Genomic DNA, 15,022 nt, shown 5'->3' with positions numbered 1-15,022 from the left:
GTACGGGTGGCCGGGCGAGACGATACGGGTTCGGGGGCGGTCGGGCGCATCACCCACTGGGTTCCGGCGCAGCGCGACATCACCGAGCGGCGAGTTGGTGAGGACCGGCAGGCGCTGATGGTGCGCGAGCTCCACCACCGGGTGAAGAACACCTTGGCGACCTTCCAGGCCGTGTTCAACGCCACCGCCCGCTCCGGTCTCCCGCTTGCCGAGCTTACCCGCGCCTTCTCCGGCCGGATCGCGTCGCTCGCCAGGACGCACGCGCTGATCACCGAGGACCTCGCCCAGGCCGCGTCCTTCGGGGACCTCTTGCGGGCCGAGCTCGACCCTTACGACGAGCGCGGGCGGCTGACGCTTGAGGGCCCGAGGGTCGTGCTGCCCTCCGAGCTTGCGGTGCCGGTCGGCATGGCGCTGCACGAGTTGACCACCAACGCCCTGCGGCACGGGTCGCTGGGGGACCCGAACGGCCGGCTCTACGTGGCATGGTGGGTGGAGGAAGGCGCGGCGGGTCGCGGCCTGCGCTGGGACTGGCACGAGCACGATGGCCCGCCCGCCGCTCACCCGACGCGCGAGGGCTTCGGGCACCGGCTCCTGAACAAGGTGTTGGCTGCCCAGACCGGCGCGGAGGTCGACGTCGCCTTCGCCCCGGACGGGCTGCGGGTCTCCGTGCGGATGCCGCTGTCCGGGTCCAGTGCTTGACGGTTGGCCGCGTCCCGCGAAGCGAACGATGACCCGCCTCAGGTCGTGGATCGGGCGCCGCGCTCGGCTTCCGTCGTGCCGGGAACGGGCCCCTTGGCCGAGACATGGCGGACGAAGGCGTCGACCCAGCCGTCGAAGCAGGCCATCGCTTCGTCTTCCCGCACCATGTCGTCGGCCTGGTCGTCGGCGTAGGGCTGGCCGATGCCGACGGAGGCATGGCGCCAAAGCTCGTCCGGCACCTCGATGCCGCCGTAGCGGCATTGCCAGACCAGGCCCTGGTAGGCCAAGCGCTCATCGCCCTGGTACGGCTCCCGGGCGGGATCGAACCATGCCTTGTGCCTGAGGACACGGGGGCGGCGGTCCGCGTCGAGCTCGTTGCCGCCCTCGTTGCCGTAGCAGAAGAACGCCGCGCTGCGACCCTCCAGGTGGTTCGCGGTCAACTCCTGCCAGAGCGGAGACTTCTCCAACGCCTGGGCCTTCAGGGTGCTCTTCTTGTCGATCAGGTCGGGCCGTGGGTTGCCGCCGCTCATGCAGACGAGGCGGTCGAACATCGCCTTCAGGTTCGTGGTCGGCCCGTACCACCAGACCGGGCCGATGACCGCCCAGGCATCCGCGCGGGCGAGACGTTGGTATAGCTTCTCGTTCCACATCAGGTCGGGCTGGTGGTCGCTGTTCGGCCCGTAGCAGTTGCAGGGCCAGACGCAGAGCGCCATCGAGGTACCCACGCAGCCGTTGCAGCCCTGGATCTTCGGCTTGCCGTGCTCGTTGCCGATGTCGACCGCGTCGGCCTGCCAAGCGGGCGGCAGGCGACCCAGCATCCGGTGCATCAGGAAGCGGGCCTTGCCGTCGATGCCAGGACAGCCGTCGAGCCGACGGGCCGAGCCGGCGATCAGAAGCACCTGCAGGGGCCGCCCCTCCAGCGGCAGGGCATCAACCTCGGCTTCCAGGTTATGCAAATCAGGGCGGTCCCATCCCACGCGGCGGGCCCATCCCGCGGCAAGGCTCAAACCTTAGTTCGCACGGTTGGTTCCTGGATCTATTCCAGGGCGCCTGCCGCTCGCGGACGGATTAAGTGGGAGTGTGGTGACCCGGCCGCATCCGATGCGGCAGCGGTCGGATACGCTGTATGCCTCTTCCGGAAACAGGCATGCGGATCTTCCCTCATTCGGCTCGGCCGTGCGTTCTCGCGGCGACCCTTTTCGCCGTCTCCTTGGTCACCTCGACACCCGTTCTCGCCGAACCGGGTTTGGTGCAAGGCCAGCAAGGGGATACCGAGGCACAGAAGAAGGGCGACGAGCCCGACAAGCTCGACACCGAGAACCTGTTCGGCTTCACCGAGGGCACCGACGTCGGCAAGAAGGGGGAGCAGGAGATCCTGGTCGATACCATCGGCCGCTTCAGCAAGCGGCGGGCCGGCCCCGGCCTGTCCGGCTACGCAGCGGCGCAACCCATCATCAGCTACCAGTACGACCCAACTGACAACTTCAGCATCGAGCCGGGACTCTGGTTCGATGCCTGGGACAGCCGCAACGTCACCGGCGTGCCCGACAAGTCCTTCGGCACCTTCAATGGGGGCTCGCTGGAACTGAAGTACCAGTTCTTCAAACGCACCGACCAGCAGCCGTTCAGCTTCGCCCTCCAGGCCGAGCCGCAATACGCTCGCATCACGCCCATCGAGGGCCAGGGCGCGGACGTGTTCAGCGTCGAGACCCGCCTCATCGCCGACGCGCGGCTCGTACCGGATCGGCTCTGGGCGGGCATCAACCTGATCTACGACCCGCAGGTCTCGCGCCTGAAGGGCTCGGGCGAGGTCGACCGGTCCTCGACGCTGTCGGTGTCGGGTACGCTGATGACGAAGGTGGCAGGCGACCTCTTCCTCGGCCCCGAGGTGCGGTACATGCGCGCCTACGAGGGTGCGTTCCTGAACCGCTTCGACGGCCATGCGGTGTTCGTCGGCCCGGTGCTGCATTACCAGGTCATGGAGAAGGGCTTCCTCACCCTGGCCTACTCGACGCAGGTCTTCGGACACGACCGCGACCCGGACTTCTCGGACCGGGCGCTCAACCTCAACCAGTTCTCGCGCCACAACCTGCGCGTCCGCTTTGGCATCGAATTCTAAGGGGGCGCTGCCGCATCGAGTGCGGCTGTCATGAGGGGTACGGCGGACGCCCCTTCCCCGGTATCCGCCGCGTGAGGCAGGCTGCAAGCCTAGAAAAGCAGCCGCTGGACCCGACTAGGCCGCCACCTGCTCCAGGGTCTCGGCGAGCTTGCTCGCGATCTCGTCGCCCTCGTAGATCTCGGACACGGCCTGCTTGAGCTTCTGCTCGTCCTCGGACCGGCCCAGCGCCTTGGCGTAGGCCGCCGCCGAACCGAAGCCGGCGAGCCCGTAATGCGACATGCGCTGGTACTGCGCGATGATCTCGACGTCGCGCAGCTTGCCGTCGCTCGGCGCCTCCTGGATACCGTGCTTTTTCGCCTCGGTGACCAGTCCCTCCATACCCTTGCAGTGCTCCGGCTCGGCCTGGCCGCCGTTCTGCTGGATCAGGTCCTTGAGGATGTCGGTGTGCTTCTGGATGCCGCCGACGGAATGCTCAAGCATCTGCTTGAGCTTGGCGTCGGATACATGGCCGCCCAACTCCTTGACGGTCCTGATCATCTGGTCGTTAGCCGACCACAGGTCCTTCATTTCGTCGAGATAGACTTCCTTTAGGCTGCTCGGTGCCGACATTGATCGTCTCCTGTGTCTGCCGCCATCAACCGAGGCGGAGGCACCGTGTTCCGGGCAGGCGGACCGTGACGCTGGTGCATCCGGCCCGGCGCCGATGACTTCGGTCGGCCGGGCGTCGCCTCCTCCGATGGCCGCCCTCATCGAAAGCCGCGGCTCTCCGACGGCGTCTCCTCCCGCGGATCGGGTGAGATCGATCAGCCGAGGCCGCCGTCGCGGGCCTGCAGCACGAGCGGGTACACGTGCCAGAGCCCTGACAGCACGATTAGGGAAACCAAAGCCGCCGCAAGTCCAACCACGTCCGAGTCGACCACCTTCCCCACCACCACCCCGAGGTCGGCCGAGATGCCCAGCGCCAGCGTCACGCTGGCGGCGAGGAGGAAGCGGGTGCCGAGGGCATGCAGCTCGGGCGTGTCCTCGCCTGCGTAGACGATGCGGTGGAAGGCGGCCGGTGCCATCAGCCAGATCACCGTGAGGGCCAGGAACCCCAACGCCACCAAGTGCACGACCTTCGAGGCGAAGGGCAGCCTCTCGAACGCCTCGGAGAAGGTGATCACGAGCTGGAAGCCGAGAAGCGCCTGCGCCCCGGGAAGGATGACGCGCGCCTCGGTCAACATCTGCTCGACCTTGGTCTCCAACGAGGTGTGCTCGGATTCCGGCTCCCGCCGCGTCATCGCACGCTCCCTCTCTCCTACGCCACGTGCCTTCGCCGTCTCTAGCCCGTACCAGAACAGCAGTGCGAGGACGCATGTCGCAAGGCCGACCGTGACGGCGGGGCCAGGCCCAAGGACGGGTTCCGCCGCCAGGAACAGGTCGGCTCCGAGCGCCATGGCGAACGGCGCCAGCGAAAGCCCGGCGTAGCGCCCGATCACACCAAGCAGGCGCTTCGTATCCCGTCCGCCCTCCACCATCCGGTGCTGGACCGAGGGCGTGATGAGGAGCGCGATGGTCAGCGTGATGAGCCCGAGAGCGCCCAACCAGACAAAGCGGTCATGGAACGGCAGGTGCTCGAAGGCCGGCCGGAAGGCGCCCTGGAACTGGAAGCCCAGCAGGATCTGCGAGCCGAGGATCAGAATGCGGGTCTCGTCGAGGCCGACCTTCACCTTCTTCGACAGGGACATACGCGACGAGGTCCAACGAGGCAGAGATGCAGCAATCGACCGCCACCGCGGCAGGTTCCAGGACGTGGCCTCTCTAGGATCGAGGCGGCGACGCCTACGCGCTCCTCAGGCTGGTGGCGACTGGCTCGCCCAGGCGCACGATGGTCTCCATGCCCTGCGGCGTATGCTCCAGGATGTCGTCGGCAGGGCGCCAGGCACCGGGCTCCCCGAAGATGGCGACCGCCGAGCCGCCGAACTTGAACACCGATTTCTGCGCGCCGCGCTCGAACGGCCGATCGAGGGGGTGGCGCTGCACGATGCGGCCGACGGTCAGCGCGCCGAACTCGACGAAGCCGAGCCGTCCGAAGTGCGTCGTCTCCAGGATGTTCACCTGGCGCTCGTTGCGGATGTAGATGTCGGGCTTGTTCTGCACGGCCGTCCACGACACCGTCCAGATGCTGCGTCCCAATCGCTCGTGGTCGAGTGTGCGCCCGTCGTCCGGGTAGTGGACGTGGTGGTAGTCCACCGGCGAGAGCCGCATGAGCAGGACCGGGCCGCCGAGGAAGGGGCCGGCCCGCTCGGAGCTACCGAGGATGTCGGCGGCGGCGAGCGACTGGCCCTTCACGGGGAAGCGCTGCTCGGGCCCGAACCGCTCCCAGCCGAAGTAGCGGGCCTCAGCAGGCGCGCCCATTACCGACGGGTCGTCCGGGTAGCGGCGCTTGCCGGGCTTGAACTCGCGCACGAACCAGTCGGCGTAGGAGCGGTAGCGACGCTCCTCGAACTCGCTCATGTCGATGTGGTACTCGCGCACGAACGGCTCGATGCTGCGCCGCGTCCAGGGCGCGTCCTGGTAGAGCGCGTAGAGCTTGTCGAAGAGCGGGGTGGCGCGCAGCCACTGACCCGGCGCCCGGAGCGGTCGTGTCTCGTAGGTGGTCTGGTGGTCGGGCATGAACTCCTCGACCGCCTTGCCCTTGTCGCGGTCCCACAGCTTCAGTGGCTTCGGATCGGCCGCCATCATGCCTCCAAGCGCGACCCGGCCAAGCTGACGGGTCCGGGGGCAACAACCTCTCCCCGCTAGGAGCGTTCCCAGCGCCCTAGCGCAACGTCAGATAGGGCACGCCGCTTGGCGTGGGTCCGGAGTCGCGACCGCGCTCCGGGCGGTGTAGGGCCCTCCATTCGCCTTCCGGATGCCCGAGAGCCGTTCACCGGCACTGACGCGACCGTCGACCCTCGTATCGGGTCCTTTACCCGGGGCCCGCGCAAACGGCCGGAACGGCCATCCAGACCGCCGCCGGCAGGATCGACGACCTACGCCGTCTTGGGGATTTGGTTGATGTCCGCCGTGTCCTCTTCCGCCACGCCATTCTCGCGATGGCGGAACGCGCTCAACGCCCGGTAGACCTGCAGCCGCGCCCGCATGACCGAGCCGAGCGGCCGGTGCGCCGCGAGGCTGTGGGCCGGACGGAACGTCATCACCTCGTCGAAGTACCGCACCCGCTCCGGGGCGTAGGCGTCCTGGCGCGGCAGGCGGACCGTCGCCACCGTGCGGTACGGGCTGACCGCCACGGGCCAATCCACCGAAGCGTCCTCGATGGGCTGGCGCTCGGCGTCCGCCCAGAGCTGCGCCTTGAGCTCGAACACCACCTCGTTCTCCCGGAAGAAGGCGACCGTGGCATGGCGGAAGCCGTCCTCGTCCTGGTGCGGGTCGAGCCGCCACTCGGACAGGGCAAGCTGGGCGGACGACGCCGGCACGGCCCCGAGCTTCGCCACGTAGTCGCCGTAGCGAACGGGCGCTTGGCTGAAGTAGCTGTCGGCCAGCGGATGACTGTAGGGATGCCCAAAAAAGTCCGCAAGTGCACTTTCGGTCCCGAAGGCATGCAGCGCGCGGTTGAGGTTGCGCATGGTCGAGGACACCGCGCTCTTCATCCCCTCCGGCAAACCCGTCGACTTGCCGATGAGGGTGCCGTCACGGAGGAAGCCGGCGGCCGTGCCCGAAGGAAAGGTGGTGCCGGTGGCGAGCACGAAATCCTGCGTGTCGGCCGTATGACCGGGCAGCTTCTCGCCGTGCTCGTCGAACACCTTGATCGACAAGCCGCGGTGGGTGGAGACCCGGTCTCCGAGGGTCTCGCCGGGTCCTTGCGCGAAGCGTACCGCCACGGCGTGCGTGCCGGGCTTGGCGAACAGGCCCTGGGCCAGTTCCGGCGACAGGTCGGCGGCGACGACCAACTCGCCGGTCACGCATGCCGAACTCTTGGCATGGCTGGCGCGCACCGCATGGCGCTCGCGGGCCTCGACCGTCTCGGACTGCTGCGTCATGCCCTTGATGATGCCGTCGATCGTCTCCTGCTCGTCCGGGGCAGGCCGCTCGATGTCGGGCGCGTAACGCAGGTAGCTCATGCCTCGGCTCGCGCGACGGGATCGGGAAAGCATCGACCGGGAACGGTCGCATTCAGGCGGCAACCCAGTACCGGTCGGGTCCGTTCCCGGATCCGGCGGACCGAGGGGAGGTCGAGGCACATCATGGAGACCAGAGATAAGGGTTTGAGATTGCTCGCACCGTCCTTGGCGCGCCTATCGGTTCGGACACGGCTGGGCTAGACGCTGGAGACACGCTCTGGCCCGAGGGGACTTGGATGGCGACGGACGGCACCGGGGTCCTGATCAGGACCGTCACCGACGAGGAGGGCGCGATCCTGGAAGGATGGCTTGGGCTGCTGAAGGCGGGCGGCTCCCTGCAAACCGGCCGCATCCGGGAGGCCGAGCTCGAAACCCAGGCCAGGACCGTGCTCAGCCTGTTCCGCGATGCCCTCCGCTCCGGCGGCACCGATGCGGGCGCCGAGGCCTACGCGGGGCTGCGCGACACCCTCGGCGACATCTCCCGCTCGCGCGCCATCCAGGGGTTCACGCCGACCGATACCGCCAACTTTGTGCTATCGCTCAAGGAGCCGATCTTCGATGCCCTGGGCCGAGTTTCCGGTCAGGACGCCTCGCAGGTTGCGGCTGGGACATGGTCGGCGAGCAAGGCGCTCGACCAACTCAGCCTGCACACGATGGAGGTTTTCCAGCAGAGCCGCGAGGAGGTGATCGGGCGTCAGGGCGAGGAGATCGCCGAGCTCTCGACCCCGGTCGTGCGCCTCTGGGACGGCATCCTCGCCCTGCCCCTGATCGGCACCCTCGACAGCGCCCGCACCGGCGTCGTCATGGAGAACCTGCTCCAGGCCATCGTCGACGAGGAGGCGGAGATTGCCATCATCGACATCACCGGCGTCCCCACCGTCGACACGCTGGTCGCCCAACACCTCCTCAAGGCCATCGCCGCCGCCCGGCTGATGGGCGCCGACTGCATCGTATCCGGCATCCGGCCTCAGATCGCCCAGACGATGGTTCACCTCGGCGTCGAGCTGAACGTCGTATCGAAGGCGACGCTGGCCGACGCCTTCGCCCTGGCGCTGCGGCGGACCGGGCGCGTCGTCGTACGTAAGACGCCGGCCACCGCCGACGACGCCCGGCGGTAAGGTCATGGACCGCATCCCGATCCTCAAGCTCGGTAGCGCACTCATCGTCACCATCCAGGTCGACATGCACGACCGGCTAGCGGTCGCACTGGAGGAGGACCTCACGGCGATGATCGTGCGCACCGGCGCGCGCGGTGTGCTCATCGAGATCTCCGCCATGGAGATCGTCGATTCCTTCATCGGCCGGATGCTCGACAACATCGCCGCGGTCTCGCGCGTCCTCGACGCTGAGACCGTGGTCGTTGGGATGCGGCCGGCCGTCGCCATCACGCTGGTCGAGCTCGGCCTGACGCTGACCGGCATCAAGACGGCCCTGAACGTCGAGCGCGGCATGGCGATGATCCGGGCCCGGCTCGACGAGGAGGACGCCGAAGGCCCTGGGAGCGCCCGTGGCCACGACGAGGACTGAGCGCCTGCCGATACGCTCCGGCGACGACGTGGTTCGGGTTCGCCAGATGGTTCGGACCATGGCAGTGGAAGCGGGCTTCGGCCTCGTCGACCAAACCAAGATCGTCACCGCGGCGAGCGAGCTTGCCCGCAACACCCTGGATTACGGTGGCGGCGGCGAGGCACGCTGCGAGCTCCTGCAGGAGGGCCGCCGACGCGGCCTGCGCCTGACCTTCGAGGACGATGGCCCGGGCATCCCGGACATCGAAAAGGCGCTGACCGACCATTACACGACCGGAGGCGGTCTCGGTCTCGGACTGGGCGGTGCCAAGCGGCTCTCCAACGAGTTCCACATCGAGTCGACCGTTGGCGTCGGGACCCGCGTGACCATCGCGCGTTGGAAGTGACCATGATCAGTGTCCCGGTGACGGAGGCGAGCCAGGTCGCGGACGCCAGGCGTCGGGCGACCGGCCTCGCGCAGACGCTCGGCTTCGACGAGACGGCCGCCGGCCGCGTCGCCATCGTCGCGACGGAGCTCGCAACGAACCTCGTCAAGTACGGGACGAACGGCGAGGTCCTGCTCGGGACCTTCGAGGACGAGACCGGCACGGGCGTCGAAATCATTGCCCTCGACCGGGGACCGGGGGTCGCCAACCTCGCCGACGCACTCCGCGACGGGCATTCCACTGGGGGCAGCCCCGGCACGGGCCTCGGGGCGGTCAGGCGGCAATCGCAGGCCTTCGACGTCGCCGCATGGCCCGGGCGAGGTCTCGCCGTGCTCGCTCGTGTCTCCGGCACGACAAGCAAGGCATCGGCCTCGGAGCCGCCTCCCATCCCTCGCTTCGGTACGGTCGCCGTGCCGCTGCGCGGGGAGGTCGTGAACGGGGACGCCTACTGCGTCCGCCCGCACGATGGTGGATGGACCGCGCTCGTCGCGGACGGGCTCGGCCATGGCCCCCTGGCCGCACAGGCGTCCGAGGCGGCCGTGCGCGTCTTCCGCAAGCACGAGCGGGAAGGGCCGGGCAGCATCCTTGCGGCCGTCCATGCCGGTCTCGGCCATACCCGCGGCGGGGCCGTATCCGTGGCCCGCTACGAGCCCAGTCGAGGCATGCTGGTCTTCGCCGGCATCGGCAACGTCGCCGGCGCGGTGATCACGGACGGCGTGATCAAGCGGCTCGTCTCGCTGCCCGGGACGGCCGGGGTCGTCGCAAGGCGCATCCAGGAGTTCGAGCAGCCCTTCACGCCGCGCAGCCTCCTGGTGATGTGCTCGGACGGCATCGGCACGACTTGGGCGCTCGACAGCTATCCCGGCCTCCTCGCGGCCCATCCGAGCCTCATTGCCGCGGTGATCTACCGCGACTTCGCCCGCGGACGCGACGACGCCACGGTCGTGGTCGTCCGGGAGCCCAACCCGTGAGATGGCCGCTCGTCACGATGCTGGTCGCGCAGGAGGAGGATATCTTCACGGTGCGGCAGCGCGCGCGGCGCGTTGCCGGGCAACTCGGCTTCAGCCCGGCCAACCAGACCCGGATCGCCACGGCCATCTCAGAGATCGCCCGCAACGCCCACGACTATGCCGGCGGTGGCCGCGTCGAGTTCGGCGTTGGCGTCACCGGCGTTCGTCAGTTCCTGATCATGCGCGTCGTCGACCAAGGCCCCGGCATCGCCGAGCTTCCCGCGATCCTGGACGGTAGCTACCGCTCCGCCACCGGCCTCGGCATCGGCATCACTGGTTCCCGGCGACTCATGGACCATTTCGACGTGGTCACGAACCCGAGCGCCGGTACCGTGGTCACCTTGGGAAAGGACCTGCCGGCCGGTCGACCGCCCCTGAACGGACCCGCTGTCGCCGCCCTCGCGCATGCCATGCGCGGGTGGAGCGAGGGGCCGCAGGCCGCGATGCGCGAGCAGAACCGCGAGCTGCTCTCCAGCCTCGCCGAGCTCACGGAGCGAGAGGAGGAGGCCCGCCGCCTTAACGCGGAGCTCGCCGAGACCAACCGTGGCGTGGTCGCCCTCTACGCCGAACTGGAGGCACAGGCCGGGCAACTCCGGGAAGCGGGCGCAACGCTGGAGAATCAGGTCGCGGTCCGGACCGCGGAACTCGCGCAGGCAAACGAGCGCCTGAAGACCGAGGCCGCCGAGCGCGAGCGCATGGGCGAGGATCTGCGCCAGTCGCAGAAGATGGAGGCGGTTGGCCAGCTCACCGGCGGCATCGCGCACGATTTCAACAACCTTCTCACCGGCATCGTCGGGTCGCTGGACCTGATGCAGAGCCGCATCGCGCAGGGCCGGACCGAGAAACTGCAACGTTACATCGAGACCGCGATGGCCTCGGCCAACCGCGCCGCGGCGCTGACGCACCGTCTCCTGGCCTTCGCCCGGCGCCAGCCGCTCGACCCGAAGCCGACGGACGTGAACGCGCTGATCGAGGGCATGTCCGACCTCCTGCGGAGAACCACGAGCGAGGCCATCGAGCTGCGCGTCGAGGCGGAGCAAGACCTCTGGCCGACGCTGTGTGACCCGCACCAGCTTGAGAACGCCATCCTCAACCTCGTCATCAACGCGCGGGATGCGATGCCCGAGGGCGGCAAGCTCAGCGTCGTGACCTCGAACGGCCGCCACGACCCGTCCGACCCCGACCTGAGCAAGCGGCTGCTTCCCGGCGACTACGTCTGCATCAGCGTCTCGGATACCGGGACGGGCATGTCACCCGACGTGATGAAGCGGGCGTTCGACCCGTTCTTCACCACCAAACCGCTCGGCCAGGGCACCGGGCTCGGCCTATCGATGATCTACGGCTTCGCGCGCCAATCGCAGGGGCAGACCCATATCGCGAGCGAGGTCGGACGCGGCACCACGGTGCGCATCTGTCTGCCGCGCCATGCCGGCACCGTCGTAGAGCCGCCCGAGTTGCACGAGGTCGCAGAGGTGCCGCGCGGCTCGGGCGAAACGGTGCTGGTAGTCGAGGACGAGCAGGTGGTGCGGGACCTCATCGTCGAGGTGCTGCACGACCTCGGCTACCAAACCCTCCAGGCCGCGGACGGACCCTCAGGGTTGAGGGTGCTGCAGTCACCCGCCCGCATCGACCTTCTCGTCACGGATGTCGGCTTGCCGGGCCTGAACGGGCGACAACTCGCCGACCACGCCCGCGAGACGCGCCCGGACCTCAAGGTCCTGTTCATGACCGGCTATGCGGAAGGGGCCGCGACACCCTCCGGCTTCCTCGATCCGGGCATGGCCCTCATCACCAAGCCCTTCGCCGTCGACGCGCTCATGGCGCGGATCAGGGCGATCATCGAGGGCGGCGAGGTTTGACGCCGGAGGGCACCCCCGGTCCCGACCCATCCCTGTCCTGAACGTCCCCGCGCGTCCCAGGTCGGACGAGGATCAGGCGCGGCTCAGGACGAGACGCATCTTGGTCGCGAGCTCCTCGCGCTGGTAGGGCTTGCTGAGCAGCGGCAGGTCGGCCGGTACGCCCTGGTCGTCGAGGGCGGTACCGGTGTAGCCGGAGGTCAGCAGCACCCGCAGGCCCGGCCGCAAGCGCCGTGCCTCGACCGAGAGCTGCACCCCGTTCATGCCACCCGGCATGACCACGTCGGAGAACAGGATGTCGATCCGCTCCGGGCCCTGCAGGCGGTCCAGCGCCTCGGACGCCTGTGTTGCGGTCAGCGTCCGGTAGCCGAGCTCGCCCAGGCTCTCGACCGCCATCTCCAGCACCGCCGGCTCGTCCTCGACCACCAGCACCACCTCGCCGGCGGCGGCGCGACGGAGCGGCAGCGGCCCCTCGGGGCGGCTATCCACCGCCTGCCCGACGCCGCGCGGCAGGTAGAGCTCGACGCTCGTGCCCCGGCCGGGCTCGCTCTTGATCTGGGCGTGCCCGCCGGCCTGCCGCACGAAGCCGTAGACCTGGCTCAGGCCGAGGCCAGTGCCCTTGCCCACGTCCTTCGTCGTGAAGAACGGCTCGAAGGCGCGGGCCATGGTGCCGGCATCCATGCCGTTGCCGGTGTCGGTCACGGCGACGAGCACGTAGGGCCCGGGGCTGAGGTCGCCCCGGTCGGCGATCTCGTGGGCGTCGAGGTGGGCGTTGCAGGTCTTCACCGTGAGCGTGCCGCCGCCGGGCATCGCGTCGCGCGCGTTGACCGCGAGGTTTAATATCGCGCTCTCGAACTGCCCGGGGTCGAGCCGGACGGGGTCGAGGCCGGCATCAAGGTCGATGCGCACCGCGATGGTCTCGCCCACGGCGCGGCGCAGGAGGGCCTCGAAATCCTTGAGCAGCCGGTTGGGGTTCACTGTCTCGGGCCGCAGCACCTGCCGTCGTGAAAAGGAGAGCAGCTTCTCGGTGACCTCGGCCCCGCGCTTGGCCGCCGTCATCGCCGAGGTCGCCATGCGCTCGACCCGCTGCGGGTTGTCGGGCTTGCGCACGATCATGTCGAGGTTGCCCACGATGATGGTGAGCAGGTTGTTGAAGTCGTGCGCCACGCCGCCGGTCAACTGCCCAATGGCCTCCATCTTCTGCGCTTGGTTGAGACGGTCCTCGGCCTCGTGCTGGCGCGTAGTGTCCATCACGACGCCGGCCATGGCGACGGCCCGGCCCGCCTCGTCGAGGTAGGCTTTGCCCCGCAGCTGTATCCAGCGGGTCGCCCCGTCGCCGGCGCGAAGGATGCGGCAATGCAGGTCGACGCGGTTCGTGGCGCCGGCGCCCTCAAGCGCGGCGCGCGCCATGGCCCGGTCCTCGGGGATGACATGCGCGAGGAACGTCTCGACGTCCCACGCCGCGACCGGACGGTCATAGCCGAAGATGGCGTCGTACCGCGGGTTGCGCCTGGAGGTGCCGGTCTTCAGGTCGAGGTCCCAGTCGCCCATCTCGGCGGCCTCCAGGGCCAGAGCGAGGTTGTCGCGCGCGAGTTGCAGCTCGGCCCGGCGCGCCTCGCGCTCGTTGGCGGCGGATTCGGCCCGGGAGTAGAGGAAGTCGACCTCGCGCAGGTAGACGCCGAGCAGGATCAGGCCAGCGACGAGGGCCTCCATGCGCCCGGCGAACCATCCGACCGAGCCACGCGCGGCGCCCATGAGGGTCACCAGGTTGTCGAGCACGAGCAGCAGCAGCGAGACGGCGAGCCAGAGCTGCAGCACGGTGCGCAGCCGCGTCGTCCAGCAGAGGACGACGAGGGCCATCACCGACAAGGCCACGATCATGGGGCCGATGCCGGTGGTCGTGACCAGCGAGTAATCGTCGCCCTCGACGCTTTTCGGCAGGAGGTGGACGTAGCGGGTGACGGCGAGGGCGACGAGCGCGGTGGCGAAGGTCACGCCCGCCCCGGCCATCCAGCCGACCCGCGGCACCCGTTCCCGCGGCACCAGGCGGCTGCGTCCGTCGCCCTCCATGATCGCGTAGGGCAGCGCGAAGAGCGGCGGCCCGAGGTGCCAGAAGGTCCAGAGCCAGGTCGTGGTGTCGGGCCCGTTGCCGATGAGACGTCCCTGCACGAGGACGTTCGGGAACGACAGCAGTTGGAGCAGGACGACCAGCGTCACGTAGAGGCTGCCGGCCCCGAGCACGAGCAGCGGCACGGAGCGGGTGCGGCGGTACTGGGCGAGGAAGAGGTAGGTGGTCAGCGCGTAGACCACGATGAGCGCCGATTGGTACACGGGCACGAAGCCCGGCATCGGCGGCATCTGCAGGCTGGCGAAGGGTAGGAGCGCCAGGGTAACGGCGCCGAAGGCGAGGCCGACGGCGGCGGCGGCCCGGCACTGTGTCCTGCCGGGTCGCGCCGTCGCGAGCGTCGCGAGTTTCGGCTCTGGGTCGACCGTAGGCATGGTGTGCTCCGTGACGAAGCGCTGCCCGGCGGTCTCCGGTAAGCCGTTCGCGAGGCCAAGGCGTAACATGGGCCTGGGAGTGGCGCCACGCGTTGAAACTGGCGCGGTGGGCCTCGGAAACCATTGAGTGCGACCATCGCGCGGGCGATGGGTCGGCGGTCAACCCGTCCTGCGGGCGTAGCGGCCCTCGCCCCGGGCCTCGAAGTACCGCCGGTCGGTCAGGCGAACGTCCATCTTCCTGAGCGTGCCCGGCGTCAGCGGCCTCTAGTGCAGAGCGGCTTCGCGGATTGTGACCGCCCTGAGCTCAGGCAGGATCTCGGTCACGGTCATGGCGCCTCCGACGGGTGTGATCTCGAAGATTTCCTGCATGACGCGGTCCCAGGCCCCCTCGGCGCGGAAGCGGCGGAGCTAGTTCCCAACCTTGGCGAGGCGGACCTGGACGTGAGCGTCCTCGTCCTCGACGCCTCGGTCCGGGCGGCGAGAGCGGCGTTCCCGGCCTGAAGTCTTGTAGCCTCCCAGCCCCACCATTCCGAGCAGAGGCCGCTTGCGAGCGAAGAGCGGCCATTCCAGCGGTTGTGGCAGAAGGTCCGGAAGTGGCGCACAGCAGAACAAGCGGCGTGCGAACTCCTGACCCCTTGCGGACATTCAAGATGCGACCGTCGAAGGTCCGGATGGGGTGGAGGCTGTGTGAAAACGTAGCGGTTATGATAGTCTCTGCGGGACAGCGGAGGCGTGTATGGCGCGGTTCATCTGTGGCGCGGATCGCCACCAAGTGACGCTGTTGC

13 protein-coding genes are annotated in these 15,022 nt (G+C 68.9%); 7 read left to right on the top strand and 6 right to left on the bottom strand.

Annotated elements, in window-relative coordinates; translation table 11 throughout:
* Window positions 1-6 precede the first annotated feature (6 nt).
* The gene (locus MFF24_RS25620) at window positions 7-699 is read left to right on the top strand and encodes a sensor histidine kinase (RefSeq protein WP_238228800.1); all 693 of its coding nucleotides are present in this window, start codon (window positions 7-9) and stop codon (window positions 697-699) included.
* A gap of 38 nt (window positions 700-737) precedes the next feature.
* Here the strand turns inward: MFF24_RS25620 and MFF24_RS25615 are convergent, their stop codons facing one another.
* Window positions 738-1,655, bottom strand: a complete 918-nt coding sequence (locus MFF24_RS25615) for an NAD(P)H-dependent oxidoreductase (protein ID WP_238228799.1) — start codon at window positions 1,653-1,655, stop codon at window positions 738-740.
* Between the two features lie 191 nt (window positions 1,656-1,846).
* Here MFF24_RS25615 and MFF24_RS25610 point away from each other — a divergent pair, with 191 nt between their 5' ends.
* Entirely contained in the window at window positions 1,847-2,818 is a 972-nt protein-coding gene (locus tag MFF24_RS25610) for a DUF6662 family protein (RefSeq protein WP_238228798.1), read from the top strand.
* Between the two features lie 114 nt (window positions 2,819-2,932).
* On the opposite strand, the gene MFF24_RS25605 is transcribed toward MFF24_RS25610, so the two are convergent.
* The 4 genes from MFF24_RS25605 to MFF24_RS25590 form a co-directional block, all read right to left on the bottom strand.
* Entirely contained in the window at window positions 2,933-3,427 is a 495-nt protein-coding gene (locus MFF24_RS25605; protein WP_166058043.1) for a YciE/YciF ferroxidase family protein, read from the bottom strand.
* 194 nt (window positions 3,428-3,621) lie between these two features.
* On the bottom strand, window positions 3,622-4,545 hold the full coding sequence (locus tag MFF24_RS25600; protein WP_238228797.1) for a DUF6328 family protein: 924 nt from the start codon (window positions 4,543-4,545) through the stop codon (window positions 3,622-3,624).
* A gap of 94 nt (window positions 4,546-4,639) precedes the next feature.
* Window positions 4,640-5,539: a phosphatidylserine decarboxylase gene (locus tag MFF24_RS25595; protein WP_238228796.1), complete on the bottom strand. Its 900-nt coding sequence runs from the start codon at window positions 5,537-5,539 to the stop codon at window positions 4,640-4,642.
* A gap of 293 nt (window positions 5,540-5,832) precedes the next feature.
* Complete coding sequence (locus MFF24_RS25590) at window positions 5,833-6,921, bottom strand: catalase family protein (RefSeq protein WP_238228795.1); 1,089 nt, start codon at window positions 6,919-6,921, stop codon at window positions 5,833-5,835.
* A gap of 236 nt (window positions 6,922-7,157) precedes the next feature.
* Between MFF24_RS25590 and MFF24_RS25585 the strand changes: the two genes are divergently transcribed.
* The 5 genes from MFF24_RS25585 to MFF24_RS29120 are packed head-to-tail and all read left to right on the top strand — an operon-like array spanning window position 7,158 to window position 11,741.
* A complete protein-coding gene (locus MFF24_RS25585; RefSeq protein WP_238228794.1) occupies window positions 7,158-8,039 on the top strand; it encodes an STAS domain-containing protein in 882 nt (293 codons plus the stop codon).
* 4 nt (window positions 8,040-8,043) lie between these two features.
* On the top strand, window positions 8,044-8,448 hold the full coding sequence (locus tag MFF24_RS25580; RefSeq protein ID WP_166058038.1) for an STAS domain-containing protein: 405 nt from the start codon (window positions 8,044-8,046) through the stop codon (window positions 8,446-8,448).
* On the top strand, window positions 8,429-8,833 hold the full coding sequence (locus MFF24_RS25575; protein ID WP_238228793.1) for an anti-sigma regulatory factor: 405 nt from the start codon (window positions 8,429-8,431) through the stop codon (window positions 8,831-8,833). The genes MFF24_RS25580 and MFF24_RS25575 overlap by 20 nt, the downstream gene beginning before the upstream one ends.
* 2 nt (window positions 8,834-8,835) lie before the next feature.
* Window positions 8,836-9,843 carry an ATP-binding SpoIIE family protein phosphatase gene (locus MFF24_RS25570; RefSeq protein ID WP_238228792.1) on the top strand — a complete coding sequence of 336 codons (1,008 nt, stop codon included), beginning with the start codon at window positions 8,836-8,838 and terminating at the stop codon, window positions 9,841-9,843.
* Window positions 9,840-11,741, top strand: a complete 1,902-nt coding sequence (locus MFF24_RS29120; RefSeq protein ID WP_373322749.1) for an ATP-binding protein — start codon at window positions 9,840-9,842, stop codon at window positions 11,739-11,741. Before MFF24_RS25570 ends, MFF24_RS29120 begins: the two co-directional genes overlap by 4 nt.
* A 72-nt stretch (window positions 11,742-11,813) precedes the next feature.
* On the opposite strand, the gene MFF24_RS25555 is transcribed toward MFF24_RS29120, so the two are convergent.
* Window positions 11,814-14,237, bottom strand: coding sequence for an MASE4 domain-containing protein (locus MFF24_RS25555; protein WP_238228791.1), 2,424 nt, complete (start codon window positions 14,235-14,237; stop codon window positions 11,814-11,816).
* Between the last annotated feature and the right edge of the window lie 785 nt (window positions 14,238-15,022).

It is taken from the genome of Methylorubrum aminovorans (assembly GCF_022179725.1).
In the GTDB taxonomy this organism is placed as follows: domain Bacteria; phylum Pseudomonadota; class Alphaproteobacteria; order Rhizobiales; family Beijerinckiaceae; genus Methylobacterium; species Methylobacterium aminovorans.
Note: the sequence above shows the minus strand (reverse complement) of the source record. Positions and strands in the feature narration are given on the sequence as shown.

Bases quoted from the DNA above. Each gene is read 5' to 3' on its own strand.
- MFF24_RS25610 (WP_238228798.1), top strand. From the start codon at position 1,847: ATGCGGATCTTCCCTCATTCGGCTCGGCCGTGCGTTCTCGCGGCGACC.
- MFF24_RS25605 (WP_166058043.1), bottom strand. From the start codon at position 3,427: ATGTCGGCACCGAGCAGCCTAAAGGAAGTCTATCTCGACGAAATGAAG.
- MFF24_RS25600 (WP_238228797.1), bottom strand. From the start codon at position 4,545: ATGTCCCTGTCGAAGAAGGTGAAGGTCGGCCTCGACGAGACCCGCATT.
- MFF24_RS25595 (WP_238228796.1), bottom strand. From the start codon at position 5,539: ATGGCGGCCGATCCGAAGCCACTGAAGCTGTGGGACCGCGACAAGGGC.
- MFF24_RS25590 (WP_238228795.1), bottom strand. From the start codon at position 6,921: ATGAGCTACCTGCGTTACGCGCCCGACATCGAGCGGCCTGCCCCGGAC.
- MFF24_RS25585 (WP_238228794.1), top strand. From the start codon at position 7,158: ATGGCGACGGACGGCACCGGGGTCCTGATCAGGACCGTCACCGACGAG.
- MFF24_RS25580 (WP_166058038.1), top strand. From the start codon at position 8,044: ATGGACCGCATCCCGATCCTCAAGCTCGGTAGCGCACTCATCGTCACC.
- MFF24_RS25570 (WP_238228792.1), top strand. From the start codon at position 8,836: ATGATCAGTGTCCCGGTGACGGAGGCGAGCCAGGTCGCGGACGCCAGG.
- MFF24_RS25555 (WP_238228791.1), bottom strand. From the start codon at position 14,237: ATGCCTACGGTCGACCCAGAGCCGAAACTCGCGACGCTCGCGACGGCG.